Source organism: Pseudomonas sp. GW823-FHT01D03 (genome assembly GCF_058798255.1).
The window spans coordinates 5,845,777-5,870,044 of sequence record NZ_JBXAKK010000001.1 but is presented as its reverse complement, the minus strand read 5'-3'; the positions used below and the strand labels follow the sequence as shown (position 1 = coordinate 5,870,044).

The following is a 24,268-nucleotide window of genomic DNA, read 5'->3' as shown; positions in this document are numbered from 1 at the left end:
CGCGAAGGGGCCCTCAGCCGCGCCCAAACCATCCAGCAAAAAACGGTAGTCATTCGCCCCAAACAGCATTAGCTTTGACGTCTTGTCACGAGCATGAGTCGAGGTGTGCGATGGAGCTTCAAACATGGCTGGCATTCTTTGCCGCCTGCTGGGTGATCAGTCTGTCCCCGGGTGCTGGCGCCATTGCGTCGATGTCCAGCGGCCTGCAATACGGTTTCTGGCGCGGTTACTGGAACGCCCTCGGCCTGCAGATCGGCCTGGCGGTGCAGATCGCGATTGTCGGCGCCGGTGTCGGCGCGATCCTGACCGCCTCGGCCACCGCGTTCCATGCGATCAAATGGTTCGGTGTGGCGTATCTGGTCTATCTGGCGATCAAGCAATGGCGCGCGCTGCCCATGGACATGAGCGATGACGCGGCGGTACGGCCGATCGGCAAGCCGCTGGCGCTGGTGTTTCGCGGCTTCCTGGTCAACATCAGCAACCCCAAGGCACTGGTGTTCATGCTGGCGGTGCTGCCGCAGTTCATCAATCCCCACGCACCGTTGCTGATTCAGTATGTGGTGATCGGTGCGACCATGATCTGCGTGGATCTGATTGTCATGGCCGGTTACACCGGACTGGCGTCGAAGGTGCTGCGCCTGTTGCGTACACCGCAGCAGCAGAAACGCATGAACCGCACGTTTGCCGGGCTGTTCATCGGTGCGGCGGCATTTATGGCGACGTTGCGTAAAGCGGCGGTGTAAAACCTGCCGGCAGAAAAAAGGCGACCTGATGAGGTCGCCTTTTTTTATCCACCAAGACTTTGGAGTGACGCTCAATTGTGGCGAGGGAGCTTGCTCCCGCTTGAGTGCGCAGCGCTCACAAGCTTTTGGGTCTGCTTCGCAGCCCAGCGGGAGCAAGCTCCCTCGCCACAGAACGCGTTCAGCCAAGAGTCAGCGCAAGATCACCGGCGCGGTATCACGCGGCAAGTTGTTGCGCTGCGGCGCTTCGCGCGGCTGCTCGTACCCGCCGCCACCGAGCTGCTGGCTCAGCTGCCCGGCAACGTCCTCACCCAAAGCCTTGGACACTTCACGCACCACCCGCGGGCGATTCAGCGAGATCTTGATGTCGCGGCCATTCACCAGTTTGGTGTCCTGCGCTTCGCCCATCGCCGTGAAGGCCGAGGTGATCTCGTAGGTCTTGGTGTTGATCAGGCTGAAATCCGCCACCAGCGTCAGGCCCAGCACCGCCGAATAGCTGTCGGTGTGCGCCAGCTCGTTCATGTCCTGGGTGAAGTCGATGTCCGACACGGTGCCGAACAGCACGTAGTCGGCACCCTTGAAGCTACCGGCCTTGATGCGCTTGATCACGTCGTAGACGTCACCCTTGGACGACGCGGTGTACGGCGTGCCCTGCACCAGCTGGAACATCCCGGTGCGCAGGATCTCGCCCTTGATGTCGCCGGTGAATTTACGCAGTTCACCCTGTTCGATGTAGCTGGTGGTCGCTTCCAGCTCGTTGTAGCTCGAGGAACCACTGGAGCTGTAGTAACCCTCGCGATAATTGTTCTGCGCCGAAACGATGTGGATGTACTGCTCCACACGCTCCTGATACGCCAGATCCGTTACCGCGACTTTTGGGGCCGCTTGCACGCTGAACGCGCAAGCCAGGGCCATCATGCCAATCCATGCGCGCATTGCTTAACGCTCCGTGGTTTTGCGGATCTCTTTTTCGTCCATCCACTCGGCCAGACCGCTTTCGACGTCGATCAGTTGCAGGCTGAATTTGTAGAAGACGTCCTTGTAGTCGCTGCTGCGCTTGACGATCGAGCTGATCGAGCCTTCCAGACGGTATTTGGCGGCGATCATGTTGCCAGTCTTGGCCACGGTGCTCTTCTTGTACAGGCCGCTCTGGTTTTGCAGCTTGAGCTGGTCGACCTGGCTCTGCATCGCGGTGTTGTCGCTGGCGAAGCGGGCGGTGCCGGACTTCATCAGCTGAGTCTTGATGCTGGTGGTGATTTCGCGGGTATCGATGTACTCGCTGGTCTTGTTCTTCACGTCGTAGACCTGCACCACCGGGCGGCCCTGCAGAATGCCGGACTGGGCCAGCGAGCGGGTCATCGATTCGGCGATCATTTGCAGGTCGGTCGAGCCGAATTCGTTGGTCACGGTTTCAACCGCTTTGGTGTCGCCGTAGCTGATGTTCTTGCTGCCCAGGGTCGGCGAGGTGTTGGCGCAACCGGAGGCCAGCAGGGCGAGGACAGCGATCAGGGAAAAGCGTGCAAACATGGGATTGCTCTCTAAAACAGGAATAGGGTGGCGGGCTTAAGGCGTCTTGATTTCCAGACGGAAATCCACGGCTTTCGGGGTCGGGGCGATGCCCTGGATGAAGCTGGTCTGCGCGCCGTACATCATCTGGCTTTTCCAGACTTCTTCTTCCGCGACCGGGAAGCCTTCAGGGCCGAGCCAGGCGAAGCGGTAGTAGAAAATCTTGTTGCTGTTGAGGGTGTTGCTCAACTGCACGTTGACCGTCATGAAGCCGTTTTCGCGAGCGACGCGCATGGCGCCGACGACGATGTGCTTTTGCGGGCCCATGGCCACGACCTTGCTCGCGGCGCTGCCCGGCTCAGGAGGTGGCGGGGTGGCGCAGCCGCTGACCAGCACGGCGAGGGCGGCGATGGCGATGAGTTTGAAGCGCATGCAAAGACTCCGTTCTTAAGGTTGTTTGAGGCTGGCGACGTTGGTCGCAGCAGCGCTCGGGATCACGTGGGCGGCGAGACCGCCAGCGAACACCTGATTGCCTACGGCGCGCAGGCTGATCACCTGATAACGCTGATCGACGGTGACCTTGACCAGCGAACCGCCGACGGCGCTCGGCAGACTGACTTGGTGCTCGCCTTTCTTCAAGCGCAGACGCACCACTTGGGTGTTGTCCGGCAGGGTGCGCCACGTACGGGTATCGGCACCTTCCAGCACAGCTGAAGAAATACCCACGGCCAGACCGGCCAGCGGATTGGTTTCGTTGATCTGCTTCTGCGCCACGCCTTTGGTGATCGCGCGTACGGTGGTGCGCAGGATGATCCCCGGCATGTCATCGCGCAGAGCGCGGCGGGACATGGCAGTAGTGCTGTTGAGGGCGGTCAGGTTGACTTGCTGGCCATCGACGCCAATCTGCGCGAACGGCGCGGTGGAGGTGTCAGGCTTGATGATCGGGAACGACAGCGGAGTGATCACCACGTTGTTGGAGATCGGCAATGGCAGCGGCACGCGGATCGAGTCACGCGAGGGTGCCAGACCGCTTTGCACCACGATCAGAATATCGCTGTCGTCGGACTTGCTCGGCTTGTCGAGGTTGACCAGCGCCTGTTCCAGCAGCGGGGTATTCGGGCGCAGTTCGGCCGCCTTGCGGTAGCCCGGTGCAGCCAGGTCTTTTTCGCCCAGGGCTTCGTAGACGAAACCGGCCAGGTAATGGCTGAACGCACTCTGGTAGCTGTTTTTCAGGCCGACCACTTCCGGCGCGTCGAGGCTGGCGACCGGGTAGCCTTGCAGATCCTTGTACTGAGTCTTGATGCCTTCTTTCTCGGCCTCTTCCTCACTCTTGAGGTATTCCTTGTCGCGCAGGTCGGCGATCACCGCTTCACGTTCGTGAGTTTTCTTGATCGCGGTGCGGGCGCCGTCGAAGTCATTCACCGCCAGCAGGTTGAGGGCCATCTGCGTGGTCAGCATGACTTTTTCGTAGTCGTAGCCTTCGTAGCGACGCACCTTGTCGTTGACCAGGAAGCTGCCGAACTGAGCCAGGTATTTACCGGTGTCGAGCTTGACCGAATCTTCCCACTGGCCAACCACCTGATCGGCGCTGGTCCAGGCGTTCTGGCTGCCGGACAGGTCGCCCTTGGCGCGCAGCAACTCACCTTTCTCGAAGTAATAGAGCAGGTCTTTGTCGGGGCCGGTGTTGTTCTTTTCCAGCAGGGTCAGCGCGGCGTCGACGTTGCCGGTGGCCAGTTGCTGGTTGGTCTGGGCCAGTTCCGAGTCGTAGTTGCGAAACGCCGAACAGCCGGACAGTAAAGTGATTGCGCTGAGCGCGATCAAGGTGGGAGTGCGCAATGCCATGGGGTACTTCTTCCCTGAGCTAGTAACTGCATCAGCCGCCGATGCTGGTCGGGCTGGTGTGACCCATCGACAGTGGCGCTGGCCTCCTGCCAATTCCTCATAACCAGAGGAGCTTTTATGCCGCATCGCGATAGCGCGGGCGCGGCATTATAAGCGGGCGATGCTGGCCATGTAATAGCTTTTTAATCGCACTTGTTAGTTTGGTGCCATTACTCTCTGCTTTACCGGACAGCCTTCGTTCATGGCGTTTCGGGCAGGACCAATGCCGATCCCACGTAATAGTTCTGGCCCATGAATACTCTCAGGTTGAACACTTGATGGCTGCGGTCGACGCGTACCGTGAACCCGTCTTCTGCACGAAAATACGGAAAGCGCACCCGGTGCAGGCCTTTTTTCAGGCGCAGACGGGCGACCAGGGTTTTGTCCGGCAGCGTGCGCCAGGTTCGGGTGTCAGCCTCTTCAAAAGGATCAGGATCGGTCACCACCAACGACGCCTTGGACGGATCGCGCTCGTTCTTTTGCGCCTGGCTGATGGCGGCCATGTTGGCGCGGAACATGGCGCGAGAGATGATCGCCGGCATGTCATCGCGCAAGGTGCGGATGGCCATGTCAGAGACGCTGTTGATCATGGTCAATGGGTGCTTTTTACCGTCGACGACGACCTGGGTCACGGCAGGGGTGAGGGTGTCGGGCACCATCACCGGAAACGAGATCGGGGCAACAATCGTCAGGTTTTCGTTCAGCCGCACCGGGATTGGTACTTGTACCGAACTGCGTGCCGGGGCGAAACCGGCCTGGACCACGATCAGGATCTCGCTTTCATCGGCTGCCGGGCCGGGTTTGTCCAGGTTGCGCAAAGCGTTTTCGAGCAGCGGCAAGCCCGGGCGCAACTCGATCGCCTGTCGATACCCCGGCGCTGCGAGCGCGCGTTCGCCCAACGCTTCATAAGTGAAGCCGGCCAGATAATGGCTGAACGCACTCTGATAGCCGTTCTTCAGCTCAAGCACTTGCGGGGCATCAAGGATGGCCACCGGATAGCCTTCCAGATCCTTGTAATGCAGGGTGATGCCCTGATGCCTGGCCTGTTCTTGCGCGTCTTCGTATTGCTGCTCCCGCTGGCGGGCGATCAGGGTTTCGCGCTCGTGGGTTTTCTTGATGTCGGCGCGGGCCCCGTCGAAATCGTTTTCCGCCAGTTGGTTGAGGGCCATTTCGGTGGTCAGCATGACTTTTTCGTAGTCGTAGCCCTCGTAACGCTGCAGCTTGTCGTTGACCAGCATGGTGCCCATTTCATTGCCGAAACGGGTCAGCAACTTCATGCCCGCGGAGGGCACGGCTTCTTCGCGCTGAAAAATCATCCGGTCGGCACTGCGCCAGGCTTCCTGGCTTTTTGGCAGGTTGGTGCCGGCGCTGAGGATCGCGCCGCGTTCCATGAAATACAGCAGATCCTTGTTTTCCCAAGGATTGTGCAGCTCCATCAGATAGAGCGCTTCGTTGAGATTGCCTTGCGCCATCTGATCGATGGTCTGCTGCATTTCCTGATCGTAATTGCGGTAAGCGGCGCACCCGCTCAGTTGCATGATGAGGCTAAGCAGCAGGCAGAACGGCAGACAATGGCGCATGGAAACGGGTTCTTCCTTGAACGGCAAAAGCACGGAGGTGACGCATTATAGGGGCGCTTTGCTGCTGCCGGGTGGACAAGGATTGCGCTAGGCTTGCGCGCTCAGCGCTCAACAGATCCGGGGCTTTAATGAATCAACTGCAAGCCATGCGCGCGTTTCGCTGCATCGTCGAGTGTCGCGGGTTCAGCGCCGCCGCCGAGCGCCTCGACACCACTCACTCAACGATCTCCCGCCAGTTGCAGCAACTGGAAAGCGAGCTGGGCACGCGGCTGATCAACCGCAACACCCGGGGTTTCAACCTGACCACGGCGGGGCAGCAGTATTACGCGGCGTGCGTGGACATCCTCGAACGCCTCGATCAAGCCGCACTGGCGGTGGGGCAGGCCCATGAAAGCCCCAGCGGTGTGCTGCGCATCAGCGCGCCAATGGTGATTGGTACGCTGGAACTGGGGAGCTGGCTGCCGGCGTTTCAGCAGCGCTATCCCGAGATTGAGGTGGACCTGTCCTGCGATGACCGTTTTGTCGATCTGATCGCCGAGGGTTTCGATGTGGCCCTGCGCATCTGCGGGCCGTTGGCCGATTCATCCATGGTGGCGCGGTTGCTGACTGTCTCGGATATGTTGCTGGTGGCTTCGCCTGTGTATGTGGCGCGCAATGGTCTGGTGCGACAGGTGCGTGAACTCGCCGAGCATCAGTTGCTGGCATTTGCCGGTGGCAGCGACTGGGCACTGACCGATGCACGCGGGGCAACTACGTCGGTGCGGGCTCAAGGGCGGTTCAAGGCCGATTCGATCAGTTCGCTGCACGCCGCCGCGCTGGCCGGAGTCGGCATCGCCGCGTTCACTCGGGCCACGGTGCAGGACGATCTGCTCAATGGCCGACTGGTACAGATTTTGCCCAATTGCAGCCTCGGCCAGCGCCACTATTACGCGTTGTATCCGCATGCCCGGCATGTGGCGCTCAACGTCCGGGTCTTTGTCGAATTCATGCTCGAACACTACTGCCAGGCATTGGCGCCCCTGCGCTAAACCGGTTCTACGTCGACAAAGCTTGAGTGAAAGGCGTTCGAAGTGAACAATGTGTAACTTCGCATTTCCATTTGAGACTCATTCATGACTGCCGCGTCCCGATTCCTGGCCTGGCTGGTGTTCCCTCTGTTCGCCCTGAGCAGTTTCAACCTGCTGGCCGACACCGTGGAAGGCGCGCCGCAGGCGCTGCACCTGCTTGATTACATCAGCGCCGACTATCCACCGACGGTCGCGGCGGGCAAGGTCGTCGATGACGGCGAGTACCGTGAGCAACTGGAATTCACCCAAGTGCTGCAAGGGCTGATCGCAGCTCTGCCGGCCAAACCGGAGAAGGCTGCGCTGGAGCAGGGCGTCGCAGCGCTGCACGCCGCCATCACCGCGAAACAGGACGGCGCTGAAGTCGCGCGTCAGGCCCGGCAACTGGGGGCGAAACTGGCGGTGGCGTATGAAGTCAGCCAGGCGCCGATCATCACTCCCGATCCGACCCGGGGCGCGCCGCTGTACGCGCAGAACTGCTCGGTATGCCACGGTGAAACCGGCGCCGGTGACGGCCCGGCGGCCCTCGGCATGACGCCGCCTCCGGCCAACCTGCGCGATGCCGCACGCATCGACCATCTGAGTCTGTACGCGATCTACAGCACCCTCGGCCAAGGCGTTGAAGGCACCGACATGCCGGCCTTCGCCGATCAACTGGACGACCGTCAGCGTTGGGATCTGGCGACCTACATCGCCGGTTTCTGTGCCGACCCGGCCGCAGCCAAGGCCGACAAGACCTTCAACATCGCTGATCTGGCGCGCCAGACGCCGGCGGAAGTGCAGGCCGCCGAAGGCCCGCAGGTCGCCGCAAGCTTCCGTGCCCAGCGCGCCCAGCCGCCGCAGGTCAAGCGTGGCCCGGCGCAGCTGCTCGACTACACCGCCACCACGCTGGACAAGAGCTTGGCCGCGTACCGTGCCGGTGATCACGATCAGGCTTACGACCTGTCGGTGGCGGCGTATCTGGAAGGTTTCGAACTGGTCGAAAGCTCGCTGGATAACGTCGACGCCAACGTGCGCAAGGACACCGAAAAATCGCTGATGGCCTACCGTCAGTCGTTGCAGGATGGCTTGCCGGTAGCGCAAGCCGAACAGCGTCTGGACGCGGCCAAGCGCAAGTTGAAAGCGTCTGCCGAACTGCTCGGCAGCGATGGCCTGAGCTGGTCGCTGAGCTTTATCTCCGGCCTGCTGATTCTGCTGCGCGAAGGCCTCGAAGCGATTCTGGTGCTGGCGGCGATCCTCGCGTTTCTGCGCAACACCGGCCAGCAGTCGGCGGTGCGCAGCGTCAACATCGGTTGGGGCTTGGCGTTGCTCGCTGGCCTCGGCACCTGGGCGCTGGCGGCGTATGTGATCGACGTCAGCGGCTCGCAGCGTGAACTGCTTGAGGGCGCGACGGCGCTGTTCGCCAGCGTCATGGTGCTGTGGCTCGGCGTGTGGATGCACGACCGGCGCCACGCGGCGGCCTGGCAGGATTACATCAAGCAGAGTCTGGTGGGCGGCGGCGGGCGTTTCGGCTTCGCGATCCTTGCGTTTTTCTCGGTGTACCGCGAGCTGTTCGAAGTGATCCTGTTCTATGAAACCCTGTGGCTGCAGGCTGGCCCCGCCGGGCATGACGCAGTGCTGGCCGGCGGAGCGACGGCGCTGGTGCTGCTGATCGGTCTGGCCTGGGTGATCCTGCGCGGCTCTGCGAAACTGCCGCTGACGCTGTTCTTCAGCATCAACGCCGGTCTGCTCTGTGCGTTGTCGGTGGTGTTCGCCGGGCATGGCGTGAAAGCGTTGCAGGAAGCCGGGATCTTCGGCACACGGCCGGTGGCGTTCTTTGACTTCGACTGGCTGGGGATCCATGCCGATGCCTATTCGCTGACGGCGCAGGCGGTGGCGATTCTGGCGATTGTTGTGCTGTACGGGCGTAGCCGGATGGCCGAGAAGAAGCGGGTCACTGCTTAACTGCATTCGCTGCGCGCACATTCGCGGGCAAGCCACGCTCCCACAGGTTTAGCGTTAACCTTGTGGGAGCGTGGCTTGCCCGCGATGCTTTTAGAAGAGGAAAAAATGATGCGTGTATGGATCGATGCCGACGCCTGCCCCCGGGCCGCCAAGGAACTGGTGGTGAAGTTTGCCCTCAAGCGCCGGTTCGAAGTGGTGCTGGTGGCCGGGCAGCCGCAGACCAAGCCAGGGCTGGCCATCGTCAAGCTGATTGTGGTGCCCAGCGGCCCGGATGCGGCGGACGATTATCTGGTCGAGCACGCGGTGCCCGGTGAACTGGTGATCTGCAGCGATATTCCGCTGGCCGATCGTCTGGTGAAGAAGGGGGTGGCAGCGCTGGACCCGCGCGGCAAGGAGTTCGATGCGCAAAACATGGGCGAGCGTCTGGCGGTGCGCAACCTGTTCACCGACCTGCGTGAACAGGGCCAGATCAGCGGCGGCCCGGCGCCGTTCGGCGAGCGTGAGAAGCAGGCGTTTGCCAATGCGCTGGACCGGATCCTGACGCGCCTGACCCGCAAACCCTGAAATAATCACCATTCCCTTGTGGGAGCGGGCTTGCTCGCGAAGGCGTCGAATCAGACAACATTGATTTGAATGACACACCGCTTTCGCGAGCAAGCCCGCTCCCACATCTCGCTCCGCAGGCGGTCAGAGATCAAACATCGTTTTCGTGGGTCAGTTCGAGAACGCGATCCACCAGTTTGTTGATCCCCGAAGCCGCTTCACTGATGTTCTGCGCCAGCATGTAAGCCGGAGTCGTTACCAGTTTGCGTGCCTTGTCTTCGATGATGTCGGTCACCGCGCAGTCTTCGTGGGTGGCGCCCATCTTGTTCATCGCGGTGGCGGTGTCGGCATCGTTGCCAATGGTGCAGGTCACGCCCGGGCCGTAGATCTTCGCCGCCAGCGCCGGCGAGATGCACATCAGGCCCACCGGTTTGCCCGCTTCGGCAAACGCTTCCGCCAAGGCCAGCACTTCAGGCTGCACCGTGCAGCCGGCGCCTTCAACGGCGAAGTTCGAGAGGTTTTTCGCGGCACCGAAACCGCCGGGCACGATCAGCGCGTCGAAGTCTTCGACGTCGGCCTCGCGGATGTCCTTGATGTTGCCGCGGGCAATGCGCGCCGACTCCACCAGCACGTTGCGCGTCTCGGGCATTTCTTCACCGGTCAGGTGATTGATCACATGCAATTGCGCGACGTTCGGGGCGAAGCACTGCACTTGCGCGCCGCGTTGATCCAGACGCAGCAGGGTGATGACGCTCTCGTGGATCTCGGCGCCGTCGTACACGCCACTGCCGGACAGGATCACTGCAACTTTTTTGCTCATGGGTTTCTCTCCAGATTCATGGCGCTAAATGTCCACTAATTTATCGCGCGTTGCCATAGGCCCAAGTGGTGGCTGCACCTGCATGGAGCGCTTTCTACATGGATCGCAACAACGGCGGGGTGTTCATTATTTGCGGTTGCCTGCTTCGTGACGAACAGGAGATTTTTCGCGTGAGAACGCCGCTGGCGAACGGGAGTCCGCTGGCGCAGAGGGGATAAATGACTAAAAGAGCCGGCCAGCCCGGGCTTTGCGCAGGGCTGTACGCCAGGCGCCAGCGAGTTATTCGGCTGGCGTCTTCGGTTCGGCAGGCTTGGCCACTTCGGCTTGATTCAGCAGTGCCGCTTTTGCTGCCTGCTCGTCGGCGTAAACCTGTTTGGCCAGCCGCGCATTCTTGAAGCGGCGGCGCAGCCACAGACCCACGCCAAGAATCAGCAGCGCGCCGAGCACCCACAGCTCGTACTTCTTGATGCTGCCGAGCATGCCTTCGAGCACCGCACCGAAGTGGTAGGCGGCGGCCGCCAGCGCGGTTGCCCAGATTGCCGCGCCGATGCCGTTCAGCAGCAGGTAACGTCCCGGCGGGTAACCCGACAGGCCGATCGCCACCGGCATCACCGTGCGCAGGCCATAAACGAAGCGGAAACTCAGGACCCAGATGTCCGGATGTTTGCGGATATGTTCCAGCGCGCGGTCGCCCATCATCTGCCAGCGCGGTTTGCGCGCGAGCAATTTGCGCCCGTGCTTGCGCCCCAGGAAGTACCACAGCTGATCGCCGGCATAGCTGCCGAAGAAAGCCACGACCACCACCAGGTTGATGTCCATGTATCCACGGAACGCGAGGAAGCCTGCGAGCACCAGGATGGTTTCGCCTTCGAAGAACGTGCCGAGGAACAAGGCAAAGTAGCCAAAGTCATGCAGAAATTGTTGGAGCATTGTCTGGGTGCTGGCGAAATGAACGCGCAGCCTAACCCTTCGGACACATTCATGAAAGTGTCCAAATGTGTCTCGACGTGAACAATTCCTACGCTAACAATGGAATGCGGCTACATGTCACGGGGTACGCACAACTGTAATCTGTTGGTCATAATGGCCGTCTATAACTGTCACGCTCGCCCGTTTGCGCGGGCTCAGGAGTCCGCCGTGAGCTTTACCCCTGCCAATCGTCTGTTCCCTGCCACTCGCCTGCGTCGCAACCGTCGTGATGATTTTTCGCGTCGGCTGGTGCGGGAAAACGTGCTGACGGTCGATGATCTGATCTTGCCGGTGTTCGTGCTCGATGGTGTAAACCGTCGCGAAGCCGTGGCCTCGATGCCCGGTGTCGAGCGCCTGACCATCGACCTGCTGCTTGAAGAAGCGGCGAAATGGGTCGAGCTGGGAATCCCGGCGCTGGCGCTGTTCCCGGTCACGCCTGTCGAACTGAAATCCCTCGATGCTGCCGAAGCCTGGAACCCTGAAGGCATTGCCCAGCGCGCCACTCGCGCGTTGCGTGAGCGTTTTCCGGAACTGGGTGTGATCACTGACGTCGCCCTCGATCCGTTCACCACCCACGGTCAGGACGGCATTCTCGACGAAGAAGGCTACGTGCAGAACGACATCACTGTCGACGCACTGGTCAAACAGGCTTTGTCCCACGCCGAAGCCGGCGCTCAGGTCGTGGCGCCGTCGGACATGATGGACGGCCGCATCCAGGCGATCCGCGAAGCACTGGAGATTGCCGGTCACGTCAACGTGCGGATCATGGCCTACTCGGCCAAGTACGCCAGCGCCTATTACGGGCCGTTCCGCGATGCCGTGGGTTCGGCGGCGAATCTGGGCAAGGCCAACAAGGCCTCGTATCAGATGGACCCGGCCAACAGCGACGAAGCGCTGCACGAAGTCGGCGCGGACTTGTCTGAAGGCGCGGACATGGTCATGGTCAAACCCGGCATGCCGTACCTGGACATTCTTTTGCGGGTAAAAGATGCCTTCAAAGTGCCGACCTTCGTCTATCAGGTTAGCGGCGAATACGCCATGCACATGGCGGCGATCCAGAATGGCTGGTTGAGCGAGGCGGTAATTCTTGAATCACTGACCGCCTTTAAACGTGCCGGCGCTGATGGCATCCTGACTTACTTTGCTGTCCGTGCCGCTCAATTGTTACGAGAGCAGAAATAGCCCTCCCAGGAACATTCGATGAATACCGAAGGACTCACTGAAGTTGCAGTAAAAGAAGCTCAACCGGTGGTGGAGCAAATCACCGAAACCCCGCCGGAACTCGAGCCTGCGCCACCCGCGCCGGTCACCGAAGCCGTTGCGGCGGCGCCAGTGATTGCGATCCCGGGCCTGGATGACAGCAGCCTGTACATCCACCGCGAGCTCTCGCAACTGCAGTTCAATATCCGCGTGCTGGAACAGGCGCTGGACGAGTCCTATCCGTTGCTGGAGCGGTTGAAGTTCCTGCTGATTTTCTCCAGCAACCTCGACGAATTCTTCGAAATCCGCGTCGCCGGCCTGAAAAAGCAGATCACCTTCGCCCGCGAACAGGCCGGTGCCGACGGTCTGCAACCGCATCAGGCGCTGGCGCGGATCAGCGAGCTGGTGCACGGTCACGTTGACCGCCAGTACGCGATCCTCAACGACATCCTGCTGCCGGAGCTGGAAAAGCATCAGGTGCGCTTCATCCGCCGCCGTCACTGGACGACCAAGATCAAGACTTGGGTGCGCCGTTATTTCCGCGACGAGATCGCGCCGATCATCACCCCGATCGGCCTCGACCCGACGCACCCGTTCCCGTTGCTGGTGAACAAGAGCCTGAACTTCATCGTCGAACTGGAAGGTATCGACGCCTTCGGTCGCGATTCCGGTCTGGCGATCATCCCGGCACCGCGCCTGCTGCCACGGATCATCAAGGTTCCGGAAGAAGTCGGCGGCCCGGGCGACAACTATGTGTTCCTGTCGTCGATGATCCACGCCCACGCCGATGACCTGTTCCAGGGCATGAAGGTCAAGGGCTGCTACCAGTTCCGCCTGACCCGAAACGCCGACCTGGCGCTCGACTCCGAAGATGTCGAAGACCTTGCGCGTGCCCTGCGTGGCGAGCTGTTCTCGCGGCGTTACGGCGATGCAGTGCGCCTGGAAGTCGCCGACACTTGCCCGAAACACCTGTCGGACTACCTGCTCAAGCAGTTCAACCTGAGCGAGACCGAGCTGTATCAGGTCAACGGCCCGGTCAACCTGACCCGTCTGTTCAGCATCACTGGTCTGGACAGCCACCCGGAGCTGCAATACACGCCGTTCACCCCGCAGATCCCGAAACTGCTGCAGAACAGCGAGAACATTTTCAGCGTGGTGAGCAAACAGGACATCCTGCTGCTGCACCCGTTCGAGTCGTTCACCCCGGTGGTCGACCTGCTGCGTCAGGCGGCGAAAGACCCGCATGTTCTGGCCGTGCGCCAGACCCTGTATCGTTCCGGCGCCAACTCGGAAATCGTCGATGCGCTGGTGGACGCCGCGCGTAACGGCAAGGAAGTGACCGCGGTCATCGAACTGCGCGCCCGCTTCGACGAAGAGTCCAACCTGCAACTGGCCAGCCGTCTGCAAGCGGCCGGTGCGGTGGTGATTTACGGCGTGGTCGGTTTCAAGACTCACGCCAAGATGATGCTGATCCTGCGTCGCGAGGCCGGCGAGATCGTGCGTTACGCGCACCTCGGCACCGGTAACTACCACGCCGGCAATGCGCGTCTGTACACCGACTACAGCCTGCTGACGTCCGACGACGCCTTGTGCGAAGACGTCGGCAAACTGTTCAGTCAGTTGATTGGCATGGGTAAAACCCTGCGTATGAAGAAGCTGTTGCATGCGCCGTTCACCCTGAAGAAGGGCATGCTCGACATGATCGCCCGGGAAACCCAGTTCGCCCTCGACGGCAAACCGGCGCACATCATCGCCAAGTTCAACTCGCTGACCGATCCGAAGATCATTCGCGCGCTGTACAAGGCCAGCCAGTCCGGCGTGCGTATCGATCTGGTGGTGCGTGGCATGTGCTGCCTGCGTCCGGGCATCGCCGGGGTTTCGCACAACATCCATGTGCGCTCGATCATCGGTCGCTTCCTTGAACACACGCGAGTGTTCTACTTCCTCAACGGCGGCGAGGAGCAGATGTTCCTCTCCAGCGCCGACTGGATGGAACGCAACCTCGACAAGCGCGTCGAGACTTGCTTCCCGGTGGAAGGCAAGAAGCTGCTGACCCGCGTGAAGAAAGAGCTGGAGCTGTATCTGACCGACAACACTCACAGCTGGAGCCTGCAGTCGGATGGCCGTTACATCCGCAACACGCCTACCGGCAACCAGAACCCGCGCAGTGCGCAGGCGACGTTGCTGGAGCGACTGGGCAGCCCGATTCTGCCGGTGAGCAGCTGACCTTCAGCCCAATAAAAAAGGCGATCCCATGGGATCGCCTTTTTTGTGCCTGTCGTTCACCCACCTGTGGCGAGGGAGCTTGCTCCCGCTGGACTGCGCAGCAGGCCTATGCTTTCAAAGGAAGGGCCGTTTCGCGCCCCAGCGGGAGCAAGCTCCCTCGCCACAAGGTTATCAGTGGACTGTTAGCACGATGCCCACCCGCGTCAGCCAGTCGGCTTCGAGGCCAAAGTCGGCCTGAGTCAGCTGATTCTCATCCAGCCAGTTCTCCGGGAATTCCACGTCGAGGGTGTTGCCTTTGGCATGCAGCGTCACTTGCGGCATCGCCTGGGTGCCACGGATGTGGTGGAACAGGATCGCGAAGCGCAGCAGCACGCACAGGCGGATCAGCTTGTCGCCGTCGTCACCGAACTCGGCAAACTTGTCCTTGGGGATGTTGCGGCGATGGCCGCGCACCAGCAGGGCGAGCATTTGCTGGTCCTCGCGGGAGAACCCGGCGAGGTCCGAGTGCTCGATCAGGTAGGCGCCGTGCTTGTGGTAGTGGTAGTGCGCGATGTCGAGGCCGACTTCGTGGACCTTCGCTGCCCAACCGAGCAATTCGCGCCAGATGCCGTCATCCAGCTCCCAGTCTGCGGCGACCTGATCGAAGGCGTGCAGGGCTTTGCGTTCTACCCGCGCCGCTTGCTCCAGATCGACGTGATAGCGCTCCATCAGCGAAGTCAGGGTGCGTTCACGCACGTCTTCGTGATGATGGCGGCCGAGCAGGTCGTAGAGTACGCCTTCACGCAGCGCGCCTTCGCAGTGATCCATGCGTTGCAGTTCGAGGGCGTCGAAGATCGCTTCGAGAATCGCCAGGCCCGCCGGGAAAATCGCCCGACGGTCAGGCTTGATGCCTTCGAAGTCGATCTTGTCGACGTCACCCAGTTTGAACAGGCGACGTTTGAGCCAGGCCAGACCTTCGGCGTTGACTTCGCCGGTGCCATGCCCGCCGGCCTTCAGCGCCAGACCGATGGCGCGGATGGTGCCCGAGGAGCCGATGGCTTCATCCCAGGTCAGGCGGTGCAGGGCGTGCTCGATGCTCATGATCTCCAGCCGCGCCGCGGTGTACGCCTGGGCGTAACGGGCCGGGGTGATCTTGCCGTCCTTGAAGTAACGCTGGGTGAAGCTGACGCAGCCCATTTGCAGGCTTTCGCGCAGCAGCGGTTCAAAACGCTGGCCGATGATGAATTCGGTACTGCCGCCGCCGATGTCGGCCACCAGACGCTTGCCCGGGGTGTCGGCGAGGGTGTGTGAAACGCCCAGATAAATCAGCCGCGCTTCTTCACGACCGGAGATGACTTCCACCGGGTGGCCGAGGATTTCTTCGGCGCGGTGGATGAATTCCAGGCGGTTGCGCGCTTCGCGCAGGGCGTTGGTGCCGACGATCCGCACGGCGCCCAGTGGCATGCCGTTGATCAGTTGGGCAAAACGCTTGAGGCAGTCGAGGCCGCGCTGCATCGATTCTTCGTTGAGATGGCGCTCATCGTCGATACCGGCGGCGAGCTGCACTTTCTCTCCGAGGCGCTCCAGGATGCGGATCTCACCGTTCTGGGCCTTGGCCACGACCATGTGGAAGCTGTTGGAGCCCAGGTCGATTGCGGCGATCAGGGACAGATTCTTGGCTTTGGATTGCGGCATGGTCAGGGGGTCTCGGTCGATAACCCCGCCATCGTGCCACGATCAAACGCTGACGCCAACGCGCATGGTTCAAACCGTTGATCCTGCGCATAAAAGCTTGAGACCGTGGCGCGGCCATTCGCGAGCAAGCCCGCTCCCACAGGGTTTTGTGTCGAACACACAATCATGTTCCGCCGCAGAACCCTGTGGGAGCGGGCTTGCCCGCGAAGGGGCCGCTAAAGTCCCTGAATAACCTTCAGGCTGTCGCTTCCACCGTGCCAATGAAGTTCGCCAGCTCCGCCGTCTGCGGATTGGCAAACAACACCTTCGGATCCCCCACCTCATGCACCTTGCCATGGTGCATGAACACCAGTTTGTCGCCGACTTCCCGGGCAAAGCGCATTTCGTGGGTGACCATGATCAGCGTCATCCCCTCCTTGGCCAGTTGCCTGACCACGGCGAGCACTTCGTTGACCAGTTCCGGATCCAGCGCCGAGGTGATTTCATCGCACAGCAACACTTTCGGCGACATCGCCAGCGCGCGGGCAATCGCTACCCGCTGTTGCTGCCCGCCAGACAACCGATCCGGGAAGGCATCGAACTTCTCCCCCAGCCCGACGCGCTCCAACATCTTGCGCGCCAGTACGGCCGCTTTGGCCTTCGGTACTTTCTGCACCACTTGCGGCGCGAGCATCACGTTCTCGCCGACGGTCAGGTGCGGGAACAGGTTGAACTGCTGGAACACCATGCCGACTTTCTGCCGCAGACTGCGCAGGTCGGCGCGGGCGGCGTCGAGGTATTCGCCGTCGACTTCGATCACCCCGTCGTTGATCGACTCCAGGCCATTGAGCGTGCGCAGCAGGGTCGATTTTCCCGAGCCGCTGCGGCCAATGATCGCCACTACCTGGCCTTCCTCGACGCTCAGGTCGATGCCTTTGAGCACGTGGTGATCGCCGTAGTATTTATGCAGGGCGGAAATTCTAAGCAGAGGCATGCAGTCTCCTTTCCAGGTAGCGCGCACTGAGCGACAGGGGATAGCAGAGCAGGAAATAGCCGAGGGCGACGAGGCCGTAGACCATGAACGGTTCGAAAGTGGCGTTGGCGAGCATGCCGCCAGTCTTGGTCAGCTCGGTGAAACCGATGATCGAGGTCACCGCAGTGCCCTTGACCACCTGCACCGAGAAGCCCACGGTCGGCGCCACGGCGATGCGCAGCGCCTGCGGCAGGATCACGTAGCGCAACTGCTCCAGCGGATTCAGCGCCAGGCTCGACGAGGCTTCCCATTGGCCATTGGGGATCGCTTCGACGCAACCGCGCCAGATCTCCGCCAGGTAGGCGCTGGTGAACAATGTCAGGGCAATGGCTGCCGCCATCCACGGCGAGATCTCGATTCCGGCCAGCGCCACGCCGAAGAACACCAGAAACAGCTGCATCAGCAGCGGTGTGCCCTGGAACAGCTCGATCCAGGTGCGGGCGATATTGCTCGGCAACGGGTTTTTCGAGATGCGCATGATCAGAATCAGCAGCCCGACGATCCCGCCGCCAATGAACGCCACCAGCGACAACGCCAGCGTCCATTGCAGGCCGGTGAGCAGGTTGCGCAGGATGTCCCAGAAGGTGAAGTCGCTCATCGGCTGCTCCTCGCGATATAGCGGCGGCCGACCCAGTTCAGCAATTGGCGGATCAGCAGCGCCATGCACAGGTAGATCAGCGTGGTCAGCGCATAGGTTTCAAAGGCGCGGAAGTTGCGCGACTGAATGAAGTTGGCAGCGAAGCTCAGCTCCTCGGTGGCGATCTGCGAACACACCGCCGAGCCGAGCATGACGATGATGATCTGGCTGCTCAGGGCCGGCCAGACCTTGCCCAAGGCCGGCAACAGAATCACGTGGCGGAACGCTTCGAAACGGCTCATCGCCAGTGCGGCAGCAGCCTCCAGTTGCCCGCGCGGAATCGCCTGGATGCCGGCGCGGATGATCTCGGTCGAATAGGCCCCGAGGTTGATTACCATCGCCAGCACCGCTGCCTGCCACTCGGATATCTGCACCCCAAGCGACGGCAGGCCGAAGAAGATGAAGAACAACTGCACCAGGAACGGCGTGTTGCGGATCAACTCGACGTAGACGCCGAAGAGTGCCGAGAACGGGCGGATGTTCCACGCTCGTACCAGCGCGCCGACGATGCCCACGCCGACTCCGAGCACTGCGCCAATGGCCGTCAGTTCCAGGGTGAACAGGGCGCCGCGCAGCAGCAGGTCGGTGTTTTGCACCACCGGCATGAAATCGAATTGATAAGCCATGAAGGTCTCCCGCGCAGTCGATCAGAGATCGGCCGGCAGCGGCTCTTTGAGCCAGGTCTGCGAGTTTTTCTCCAGCGCGCCGTCGGCCTTGGCGGTGGCGAGGATCTCGTTGACCTTCCCCAGCAGCGCCGGCTCGTTTTTGTTCACGCCGACGTAGACCGGCGAATCCTTGAGCTTCACTTTCAGCGCCGGCACGCGTTTCGGGTTCTTCTCGCTGATCGCGACCATCACCACGTTGCCGCTGGCGATCAGATCGACCTGGCCTGCGAGGTAGGCGGCGATGGTCGAGTTGTTGTCCTCGAAGCGCTTGATGGTCACGCCTTCGGGGGCGACTTTGCTCAGCTCGATGTCTTCGATGGCGCCACGGGTGACGCTGATGGTTTTGCCCTTGAGGTCGTCGAGCGTGGTGATGGCGGCATCGGGCGGCCCGAACACCGCGAGATAAAACGGTGCGTAGGCGTGGGAGAAGTCGATGACTTTCTCGCGATCCGGGTTTTTGCCGAGGCTGGAGATCACCAGATCGACCTTGCCGGTGGTGAGGAACGGGATGCGGTTGGTGCTGTTGACCGGCGTCAGCTCAAGTTTGACCTTGAGCTGGTCAGCCAGCAGTTTTGCCGTGTCGATGTCCAGGCCACGGGGTTTCATGTCCGGGCCGACCGAGCCGAACGGCGGGAAGTCTTGAGGCACGGCGACTTTCAGTGTGCCGCGTTTGACCACGTCTTCCAGGCCATCGGCGTGGGCGGGGATCTGGCTCAGCATCAAGCTGGAAAACAGAGCGGCGAGGAGGGCTCGGTAACGCAGGGTCATGGCAAATCTCCGGATCGACGGGAAGTGATTTCTGCGATCGGACAGAGCATGCGCCGTGCCAATACCCGGTTTTATCCCCGGCAGGCCACGGGTTTGCCGGGTTTGTTCGGTCTTACTGGTCTGAACAGTCAGGTTGTATTTCGCACCCCGATAGCGCACCGGCAGCGGGCGCCGAACCCTGCTGGGGCACGACTTGCCGGAACCGGCGAATAGCTTTACAACTAGCCGCACCTTGGCCTGGCTCGTCTGAAAAACCATGAACTCGATCTCCCGCGCCGTACCCGAAGTGGCGCTGCAAGCCATACGCAAACTGATCACCGAACAGGGTTTTGGTGCGGGTGATGCGTTGCCGTCGCAACGGGATCTGGCGGTGCAACTGGGGGTCAGTCGGGCGTCATTGCGTGAGGCGTTGTCGTCGCTCAGTGCGCTGGGTGTGGTCAGCATCCAGCCAGGCAAAGGCGTGTTCGTACAGGCGCCGGTGGAAATTGCGCAGGGTGACAATGCGCAGGGCTGGCCGTTTGCAGCGCAGGCCTCGCCGCTGGACATCTTTCAGTTGCGCTATGCGCTGGAGGGTTTTGCCGCCGGGCTGGCGGCGGTGACCTTGAGCACGTTCGATCTGGATGCGCTGGAGGACAACGTCGCGGCGATGCGTGAGCAATTGAAGGCCGGCGACTTCGAGGCCGCGGCGAAACTCGACTTCGAATTCCACCGGCGCATTCTGCTGGCCAGCGGCAATCAGGCGATGCTAAGCATCCTCACCGCCAGCGCCGAGATCTTTCTGGAGAGCCAGAAGCTACCGTTCATCCGCGCCGAACGGGCGATGGAAACCTGGCAGGAACACCGCAAGATCCTTCGTGCCCTCGCGCGCCGGGCATCCGCTGCGGCCCAGAAGGCCATGCAGGAACATGTGCGCAACGCCGCCCTGCGCACCGGAATTGCCTTCATTGCCCCCGCCACGGCGTGACTTGGGCTATACCCAGACTCATCGAGTGCCATAGCAAGACTCAATCAACTGCGGCTTCCTGAACAGGGGAAGGGCGGCTATGATGGGCCACGTTTTTTTGCTTACAACCTGGAGAATTCCATGAGCAGCGATCTGATCAAACACGTTAGCGACGCCAGCTTCGAAGCCGACGTACTCAAGGCCGAAGGCGCTGTACTGGTCGACTACTGGGCTGAATGGTGCGGCCCTTGCAAAATGATCGCTCCGGTTCTGGACGAGATTGCCGAGACTTACAAAGGCAAGCTGACCGTCGCCAAACTGAACATCGACGAAAACCAGGAAACCCCGGCCAAGCACGGCGTGCGTGGTATCCCGACCCTGATGCTGTTCAAGAACGGCAACGTTGAAGCGACCAAGGTCGGCGCCCTGTCGAAGTCGCAACTGGCTGCTTTCCTCGACGCCAACATCTAAGCGTCGCAGTAAATCGCCGAAAAAAAGCCTCGCAATTTGCGGGGCTTTTTGCGTATTCAGGGCTAGACGCTCCGAAACTCAGGTGGTACATTCGGCCCCGCACTTGTTTCTCCACTGCCCCCTGCTAGCCGTCGCCGACGCACTCCTTTTCGAACAAGTTCGCGATCCTGTCGCCTTCTCCGCGGCGCGGCCTCATTAAGCCAAAAGCTTAATTTCCCCCCTCCATAAATGATTACGTCATTCCTATATGAATCTGACTGAACTCAAGCAAAAGCCGATTACCGAACTGCTCGAATTGGCCGAACAGATGGGCATAGAAAATATGGCCCGTTCGCGCAAGCAGGACGTGATTTTCTCCCTGCTGAAAAAGCACGCGAAAAGCGGCGAGGAAATCTCCGGTGATGGCGTGCTGGAGATTCTCCAGGACGGCTTCGGCTTCCTGCGCTCCGCTGACGCTTCCTACCTCGCCGGCCCGGACGATATCTACGTCTCGCCGAGCCAGATCCGTCGTTTCAACTTGCGCACCGGTGACACCATCGTTGGCAAGATCCGCCCTCCGAAGGAAGGCGAGCGTTACTTCGCTCTGCTCAAGGTCGACACGATCAACTTCGATCGTCCGGAGAACGCGAAGAACAAGATTCTCTTCGAGAACCTGACCCCGCTGTTCCCGACCGTGCGCATGAAGATGGAAGCCGGTAACGGTTCCACCGAAGACTTGACCGGTCGTGTGATCGACCTGTGCGCCCCGATCGGCAAAGGCCAGCGCGGTCTGATCGTTGCACCGCCGAAAGCCGGTAAAACGATCATGCTGCAGAACATCGCGGCGAACATCGCGCGTAACAACCCTGAAGTTCACCTGATCGTGCTGTTGATCGACGAACGTCCCGAAGAAGTGACCGAAATGCAGCGTACCGTGCGCGGCGAAGTGGTTGCCTCGACCTTCGACGAGCCGCCGACCCGTCACGTGCAGGTTGCCGAGATGGTGATCGAGAAGGCCAAGCGCCTGGTCGAACACAAGAAGGACGTGGTGATCCTGCTCGACTCCATCACCCGTCTGGCCCGTGCCTACAACACCGTGATTCCGAGCTCCGGCAAGGTGCTGACCGGTGGTGTCGATGCTCACGCCCTGGAGAAACCGAAGCGTTTCTTCGGTGCTGCACGAAACATCGAAGAAGGCGGCTCGCTGACCATTATCGCCACCGCGCTGGTTGAAACCGGCTCGAAGATGGACGAAGTGATCTACGAAGAGTTCAAGGGTACTGGCAACATGGAACTGCCTCTGGATCGCAAGATCGCTGAGAAGCGTGTGTTCCCGGCCATCAACATCAACCGCTCCGGCACCCGCCGCGAAGAGTTGCTGACCGCCGATGACGAACTGCAGCGCATGTGGATCCTGCGCAAGCTGCTGCACCCGATGGATGAAGTGGCTGCCATCGAGTTCCTGGTCGACAAGTTGAAAACGACCAAGACCAACGACGAGTTCTTCCTGTCGATGAAGCGCAAGTAAGACGAAAGCTGTTTAAAAAGAGCGCCCCGCAAGGGCGCTTTTTTTTGCATCGGTATATTTGTATCTGGATTGAAATTTGTACGACTGATAACTTTCGCTCTTCCTTGGACTTTGTATCCGAAAAACGAGAAAGGGCTTTCATGCACACGTTTGGCAATCGCCGTGATATCGACGGATTACGGGCACTGGCGGTTATTCCCGTCGTACTTTTTCATTTCGGATTCAATACATTCAGTGGCGGCTTTGTCGGCGTTGATGTGTTCTTCGTCATCTCCGGCTTCCTGATCACCACCATCCTGTTCCGTGAAATCAGTGCACAGCGTTTCAGCTTTGTTGATTTCTGGGCGCGCCGTGCCCGCCGCATCATTCCTGCCCTGACCGTGGTCTTGATCGCGACATTACTGCTGGGTTGGTTGTTGCTGACGGCCAAGGACTTTTCCGAACTGGGGCGCACCGTGCGCTATCAGTCACTGTTCATCTCCAACATTCTATTCATGCGCGAGGATGGCTATTTCCAGCCGGCCTCCGACCTGAAACCGCTGCTGCACACCTGGTCGCTGGCGGTGGAGGAGCAGTACTACATCTTCTTCCCGCTGCTGATGGTGGGGCTGATGCGCTACATCCGGCATTGGCGGTGGATGCTGTTCGCCCTGCTGCTGGTGTCGTTCGGCCTGAACATCGGCTATATCGAACGTAAACCGGACTTCACGTTCTTTTCGCTACCGACCCGGGCCTGGGAACTGCTGTGCGGGGCCATGCTCGCCGTGCTGCCGGCGCCGAAACAGGCGGTGCGGACGTGGCTTTATCAGGCGGTCGGACTGGCCGGTCTGGCGGCGGTGCTGGTGGCGGTGTTCGGCTTTGACAAGAGCACCGTATTTCCGGGCTGGGCCGCGTTGTTGCCGGTGCTGGGGACTACCGCGTTGATCTGGTCGGGCGCACAAGGCCCCAGCCTGACCGCACGCTTGTTGAGCCTGCGCGCACTGGTGTGGGTCGGCTTGCTCTCGTACTCGCTCTATCTGTGGCACTGGCCCGTGTATGTCTATGCCAATGCCATTTCCATCGACGGCATTCAGCCGCTGGAGGCGGTCGGCTGGATAGCCCTGGCGCTGGCGCTGGCGTGGTTGAGCCTGCGTTACGTCGAATTGCCGTTCCGCGAAAAACACCTGCTGGCCGGACGCAGGGCGGTGTTGACCGGCGGCTTGGTCGCCATTGTCGTGCTGGCCGTCACGGGCTCAGCCATACGTTCCGCGGAAGGTGTCCCCGGGCGCCTGACCGGCAAGGCCCTCGAATATGCGCAATCACGCGAATGGCGAGCGGGGCAGATGAAATGCATGCTGGTCACGCAGGACAAAACCCTGGACAAGGCGTGTCTGGTCGGCGCCAGCGAAGGTGTCCCGGCCACTCGTTTGTTCTGGGGCGACAGCCACGCCGCGGCCCTGTTGCCGGCAATCGAAAACACCGCCCGTCGCGAAGGGCGCCCGACCTGGCTGTACAGCATGAGTGCCTGCCCGCCGATTCTCAGCGATGAGCCGCGTCAGCGCTGCCGCGACTTCAATGAGCAAACCATGGAGCGCGTGCGCAGTCTGGGAATCAAGGATGTGGTGTTGGCATCCAACTGGAGCCTGTATGTGTATGGCCGTGAAGATGGCGACAGGAAGGTGCTGCTCAACGCCCATGACGACACGGCTCAATCCGAACAGCGCATGGCGGCGGCGATCAAGGCACGGGTTGCGGCGCTGCGCGAGGCGGGGGTACAAGTCTGGCTGTTCAAGGAGGTGCCGCTGCAGCGCAAAGGCATCATCAGCCGCCTGACCAGCCTCGCGCGGATCGGACGCTCGGCAGAAGGCCTGGGGCGTCCGCTCGAGGAACATCTGGCTCGCCAGCATTTCCTCAGCGATCTGTTTGTGTCCATGAGCGCGGCTGATCCGGGGGTACACGTCATCGACCCGACGCCACTAATGTGTGGCGGTGGCGTTTGCAGCATCGAGGTCAACGGCCATTCGCAGTACAAGGACGAAGATCACTTGTCGGACGTGGGCAGCGCGCGCTTGAGCCCTTTGTTTGCTCCGGTGTTGCTGGGCACGAGCCAAAATTGAGCAATGCCGGGCACTGACGGGT

General features: G+C 61.0%; 22 protein-coding genes. 10 read left to right on the top strand and 12 right to left on the bottom strand.

Annotated features, from left to right (window positions below):
• Positions 1–110: 110 nt before the first annotated feature.
• Positions 111–743: a LysE family transporter gene (locus tag AC1RBR_RS26110; protein WP_027610461.1), complete on the top strand. Its 633-nt coding sequence runs from the start codon at positions 111–113 to the stop codon at positions 741–743.
• Between the two features lie 189 nt (positions 744–932).
• Here AC1RBR_RS26110 and AC1RBR_RS26105 read toward each other — a convergent pair whose 3' ends face one another.
• The 5 genes from AC1RBR_RS26105 to AC1RBR_RS26085 form a co-directional block, all read right to left on the bottom strand.
• A complete protein-coding gene (locus tag AC1RBR_RS26105) occupies positions 933–1,676 on the bottom strand; it encodes a penicillin-binding protein activator LpoB (protein ID WP_166495247.1) in 744 nt (247 codons plus the stop codon).
• 3 nt (positions 1,677–1,679) lie between these two features.
• The gene (gene lpoB / locus AC1RBR_RS26100; RefSeq protein WP_003229365.1) at positions 1,680–2,267 is read right to left on the bottom strand and encodes a penicillin-binding protein activator LpoB; all 588 of its coding nucleotides are present in this window, start codon (positions 2,265–2,267) and stop codon (positions 1,680–1,682) included.
• Between the two features lie 36 nt (positions 2,268–2,303).
• Entirely contained in the window at positions 2,304–2,678 is a 375-nt protein-coding gene (locus AC1RBR_RS26095) for a YcfL family putative periplasmic lipoprotein (RefSeq protein ID WP_492567181.1), read from the bottom strand.
• 15 nt (positions 2,679–2,693) lie between these two features.
• Positions 2,694–4,088: a COG3014 family protein gene (locus AC1RBR_RS26090; RefSeq protein WP_492567179.1), complete on the bottom strand. Its 1,395-nt coding sequence runs from the start codon at positions 4,086–4,088 to the stop codon at positions 2,694–2,696.
• Positions 4,089–4,327: 239 nt separating this feature from the next.
• Complete coding sequence (locus AC1RBR_RS26085; protein WP_492567178.1) at positions 4,328–5,707, bottom strand: COG3014 family protein; 1,380 nt, start codon at positions 5,705–5,707, stop codon at positions 4,328–4,330.
• A gap of 128 nt (positions 5,708–5,835) precedes the next feature.
• Between AC1RBR_RS26085 and AC1RBR_RS26080 the strand changes: the two genes are divergently transcribed.
• The 3 genes from AC1RBR_RS26080 (at position 5,836) to AC1RBR_RS26070 (ending at position 9,279) form a co-directional block, all read left to right on the top strand.
• A complete protein-coding gene (locus AC1RBR_RS26080; RefSeq protein WP_492567176.1) occupies positions 5,836–6,735 on the top strand; it encodes a LysR family transcriptional regulator in 900 nt (299 codons plus the stop codon).
• Between the two features lie 84 nt (positions 6,736–6,819).
• Entirely contained in the window at positions 6,820–8,715 is a 1,896-nt protein-coding gene (locus tag AC1RBR_RS26075; RefSeq protein WP_492567174.1) for an FTR1 family protein, read from the top strand.
• Between the two features lie 108 nt (positions 8,716–8,823).
• Complete coding sequence (locus AC1RBR_RS26070) at positions 8,824–9,279, top strand: YaiI/YqxD family protein (protein WP_115985863.1); 456 nt, start codon at positions 8,824–8,826, stop codon at positions 9,277–9,279.
• Between the two features lie 130 nt (positions 9,280–9,409).
• On the opposite strand, the gene elbB is transcribed toward AC1RBR_RS26070, so the two are convergent.
• The gene (elbB, locus tag AC1RBR_RS26065) at positions 9,410–10,078 is read right to left on the bottom strand and encodes an isoprenoid biosynthesis glyoxalase ElbB (RefSeq protein ID WP_095137642.1); all 669 of its coding nucleotides are present in this window, start codon (positions 10,076–10,078) and stop codon (positions 9,410–9,412) included.
• A gap of 279 nt (positions 10,079–10,357) precedes the next feature.
• Positions 10,358–11,008: a DedA family protein gene (locus tag AC1RBR_RS26060; protein WP_027610469.1), complete on the bottom strand. Its 651-nt coding sequence runs from the start codon at positions 11,006–11,008 to the stop codon at positions 10,358–10,360.
• A gap of 207 nt (positions 11,009–11,215) precedes the next feature.
• Between AC1RBR_RS26060 and hemB the strand changes: the two genes are divergently transcribed.
• Positions 11,216–12,229 (top strand): porphobilinogen synthase, encoded by a 1,014-nt coding sequence (hemB, locus tag AC1RBR_RS26055; protein ID WP_204894056.1) that lies wholly within the window; start codon positions 11,216–11,218, stop codon positions 12,227–12,229.
• 18 nt (positions 12,230–12,247) lie between these two features.
• Complete coding sequence (gene ppk1, locus AC1RBR_RS26050; protein WP_204894057.1) at positions 12,248–14,473, top strand: polyphosphate kinase 1; 2,226 nt, start codon at positions 12,248–12,250, stop codon at positions 14,471–14,473.
• Positions 14,474–14,644: 171 nt separating this feature from the next.
• Here the strand turns inward: ppk1 and ppx are convergent, their stop codons facing one another.
• The 5 genes from ppx to AC1RBR_RS26025 all read right to left on the bottom strand — a co-directional run bounded on the left by ppx (position 14,645) and on the right by AC1RBR_RS26025 (position 19,229).
• Complete coding sequence (gene ppx / locus AC1RBR_RS26045) at positions 14,645–16,147, bottom strand: exopolyphosphatase (RefSeq protein ID WP_027610472.1); 1,503 nt, start codon at positions 16,145–16,147, stop codon at positions 14,645–14,647.
• Between the two features lie 235 nt (positions 16,148–16,382).
• Positions 16,383–17,120, bottom strand: a complete 738-nt coding sequence (locus AC1RBR_RS26040; protein WP_492567171.1) for an amino acid ABC transporter ATP-binding protein — start codon at positions 17,118–17,120, stop codon at positions 16,383–16,385.
• Positions 17,107–17,757 carry an amino acid ABC transporter permease gene (locus AC1RBR_RS26035; RefSeq protein ID WP_095137639.1) on the bottom strand — a complete coding sequence of 217 codons (651 nt, stop codon included), beginning with the start codon at positions 17,755–17,757 and terminating at the stop codon, positions 17,107–17,109. Before AC1RBR_RS26035 ends, AC1RBR_RS26040 begins: the two co-directional genes overlap by 14 nt.
• Positions 17,754–18,422 carry an amino acid ABC transporter permease gene (locus tag AC1RBR_RS26030; protein ID WP_443542878.1) on the bottom strand — a complete coding sequence of 223 codons (669 nt, stop codon included), beginning with the start codon at positions 18,420–18,422 and terminating at the stop codon, positions 17,754–17,756. Before AC1RBR_RS26030 ends, AC1RBR_RS26035 begins: the two co-directional genes overlap by 4 nt.
• Before the next feature lie 21 nt (positions 18,423–18,443).
• Positions 18,444–19,229 (bottom strand): transporter substrate-binding domain-containing protein, encoded by a 786-nt coding sequence (locus tag AC1RBR_RS26025; RefSeq protein ID WP_456018197.1) that lies wholly within the window; start codon positions 19,227–19,229, stop codon positions 18,444–18,446.
• Between the two features lie 256 nt (positions 19,230–19,485).
• On the opposite strand from AC1RBR_RS26025, the gene AC1RBR_RS26020 reads away from it, so the two are divergent.
• The 4 genes from AC1RBR_RS26020 (at position 19,486) to AC1RBR_RS26005 (ending at position 24,246) form a co-directional block, all read left to right on the top strand.
• Entirely contained in the window at positions 19,486–20,193 is a 708-nt protein-coding gene (locus AC1RBR_RS26020) for a FadR/GntR family transcriptional regulator (RefSeq protein ID WP_047596696.1), read from the top strand.
• 120 nt (positions 20,194–20,313) lie between these two features.
• Positions 20,314–20,643, top strand: a complete 330-nt coding sequence (trxA, locus tag AC1RBR_RS26015; protein ID WP_003206727.1) for a thioredoxin TrxA — start codon at positions 20,314–20,316, stop codon at positions 20,641–20,643.
• 247 nt (positions 20,644–20,890) lie between these two features.
• A complete protein-coding gene (gene rho, locus AC1RBR_RS26010) occupies positions 20,891–22,150 on the top strand; it encodes a transcription termination factor Rho (protein WP_003229334.1) in 1,260 nt (419 codons plus the stop codon).
• A 140-nt stretch (positions 22,151–22,290) separates the two neighbouring features.
• Positions 22,291–24,246, top strand: a complete 1,956-nt coding sequence (locus tag AC1RBR_RS26005) for an acyltransferase family protein (RefSeq protein WP_492567169.1) — start codon at positions 22,291–22,293, stop codon at positions 24,244–24,246.
• The last annotated feature ends 22 nt before the right edge of the window (positions 24,247–24,268 follow it).

Bases quoted from the DNA above. Each gene is read 5' to 3' on its own strand.
- AC1RBR_RS26110 (WP_027610461.1), top strand. From the start codon at position 111: ATGGAGCTTCAAACATGGCTGGCATTCTTTGCCGCCTGCTGGGTGATC.
- AC1RBR_RS26105 (WP_166495247.1), bottom strand. From the start codon at position 1,676: ATGCGCGCATGGATTGGCATGATGGCCCTGGCTTGCGCGTTCAGCGTG.
- lpoB (WP_003229365.1), bottom strand. From the start codon at position 2,267: ATGTTTGCACGCTTTTCCCTGATCGCTGTCCTCGCCCTGCTGGCCTCC.
- AC1RBR_RS26095 (WP_492567181.1), bottom strand. From the start codon at position 2,678: ATGCGCTTCAAACTCATCGCCATCGCCGCCCTCGCCGTGCTGGTCAGC.
- AC1RBR_RS26090 (WP_492567179.1), bottom strand. From the start codon at position 4,088: ATGGCATTGCGCACTCCCACCTTGATCGCGCTCAGCGCAATCACTTTA.
- AC1RBR_RS26085 (WP_492567178.1), bottom strand. From the start codon at position 5,707: ATGCGCCATTGTCTGCCGTTCTGCCTGCTGCTTAGCCTCATCATGCAA.
- AC1RBR_RS26080 (WP_492567176.1), top strand. From the start codon at position 5,836: ATGAATCAACTGCAAGCCATGCGCGCGTTTCGCTGCATCGTCGAGTGT.
- AC1RBR_RS26075 (WP_492567174.1), top strand. From the start codon at position 6,820: ATGACTGCCGCGTCCCGATTCCTGGCCTGGCTGGTGTTCCCTCTGTTC.
- AC1RBR_RS26070 (WP_115985863.1), top strand. From the start codon at position 8,824: ATGCGTGTATGGATCGATGCCGACGCCTGCCCCCGGGCCGCCAAGGAA.
- elbB (WP_095137642.1), bottom strand. From the start codon at position 10,078: ATGAGCAAAAAAGTTGCAGTGATCCTGTCCGGCAGTGGCGTGTACGAC.
- AC1RBR_RS26060 (WP_027610469.1), bottom strand. From the start codon at position 11,008: ATGCTCCAACAATTTCTGCATGACTTTGGCTACTTTGCCTTGTTCCTC.
- ppk1 (WP_204894057.1), top strand. From the start codon at position 12,248: ATGAATACCGAAGGACTCACTGAAGTTGCAGTAAAAGAAGCTCAACCG.
- ppx (WP_027610472.1), bottom strand. From the start codon at position 16,147: ATGCCGCAATCCAAAGCCAAGAATCTGTCCCTGATCGCCGCAATCGAC.
- AC1RBR_RS26040 (WP_492567171.1), bottom strand. From the start codon at position 17,120: ATGCCTCTGCTTAGAATTTCCGCCCTGCATAAATACTACGGCGATCAC.
- AC1RBR_RS26035 (WP_095137639.1), bottom strand. From the start codon at position 17,757: ATGAGCGACTTCACCTTCTGGGACATCCTGCGCAACCTGCTCACCGGC.
- AC1RBR_RS26030 (WP_443542878.1), bottom strand. From the start codon at position 18,422: ATGGCTTATCAATTCGATTTCATGCCGGTGGTGCAAAACACCGACCTG.
- AC1RBR_RS26025 (WP_456018197.1), bottom strand. From the start codon at position 19,229: ATGACCCTGCGTTACCGAGCCCTCCTCGCCGCTCTGTTTTCCAGCTTG.
- AC1RBR_RS26020 (WP_047596696.1), top strand. From the start codon at position 19,486: ATGAACTCGATCTCCCGCGCCGTACCCGAAGTGGCGCTGCAAGCCATA.
- trxA (WP_003206727.1), top strand. From the start codon at position 20,314: ATGAGCAGCGATCTGATCAAACACGTTAGCGACGCCAGCTTCGAAGCC.
- rho (WP_003229334.1), top strand. From the start codon at position 20,891: ATGAATCTGACTGAACTCAAGCAAAAGCCGATTACCGAACTGCTCGAA.
- AC1RBR_RS26005 (WP_492567169.1), top strand. From the start codon at position 22,291: ATGCACACGTTTGGCAATCGCCGTGATATCGACGGATTACGGGCACTG.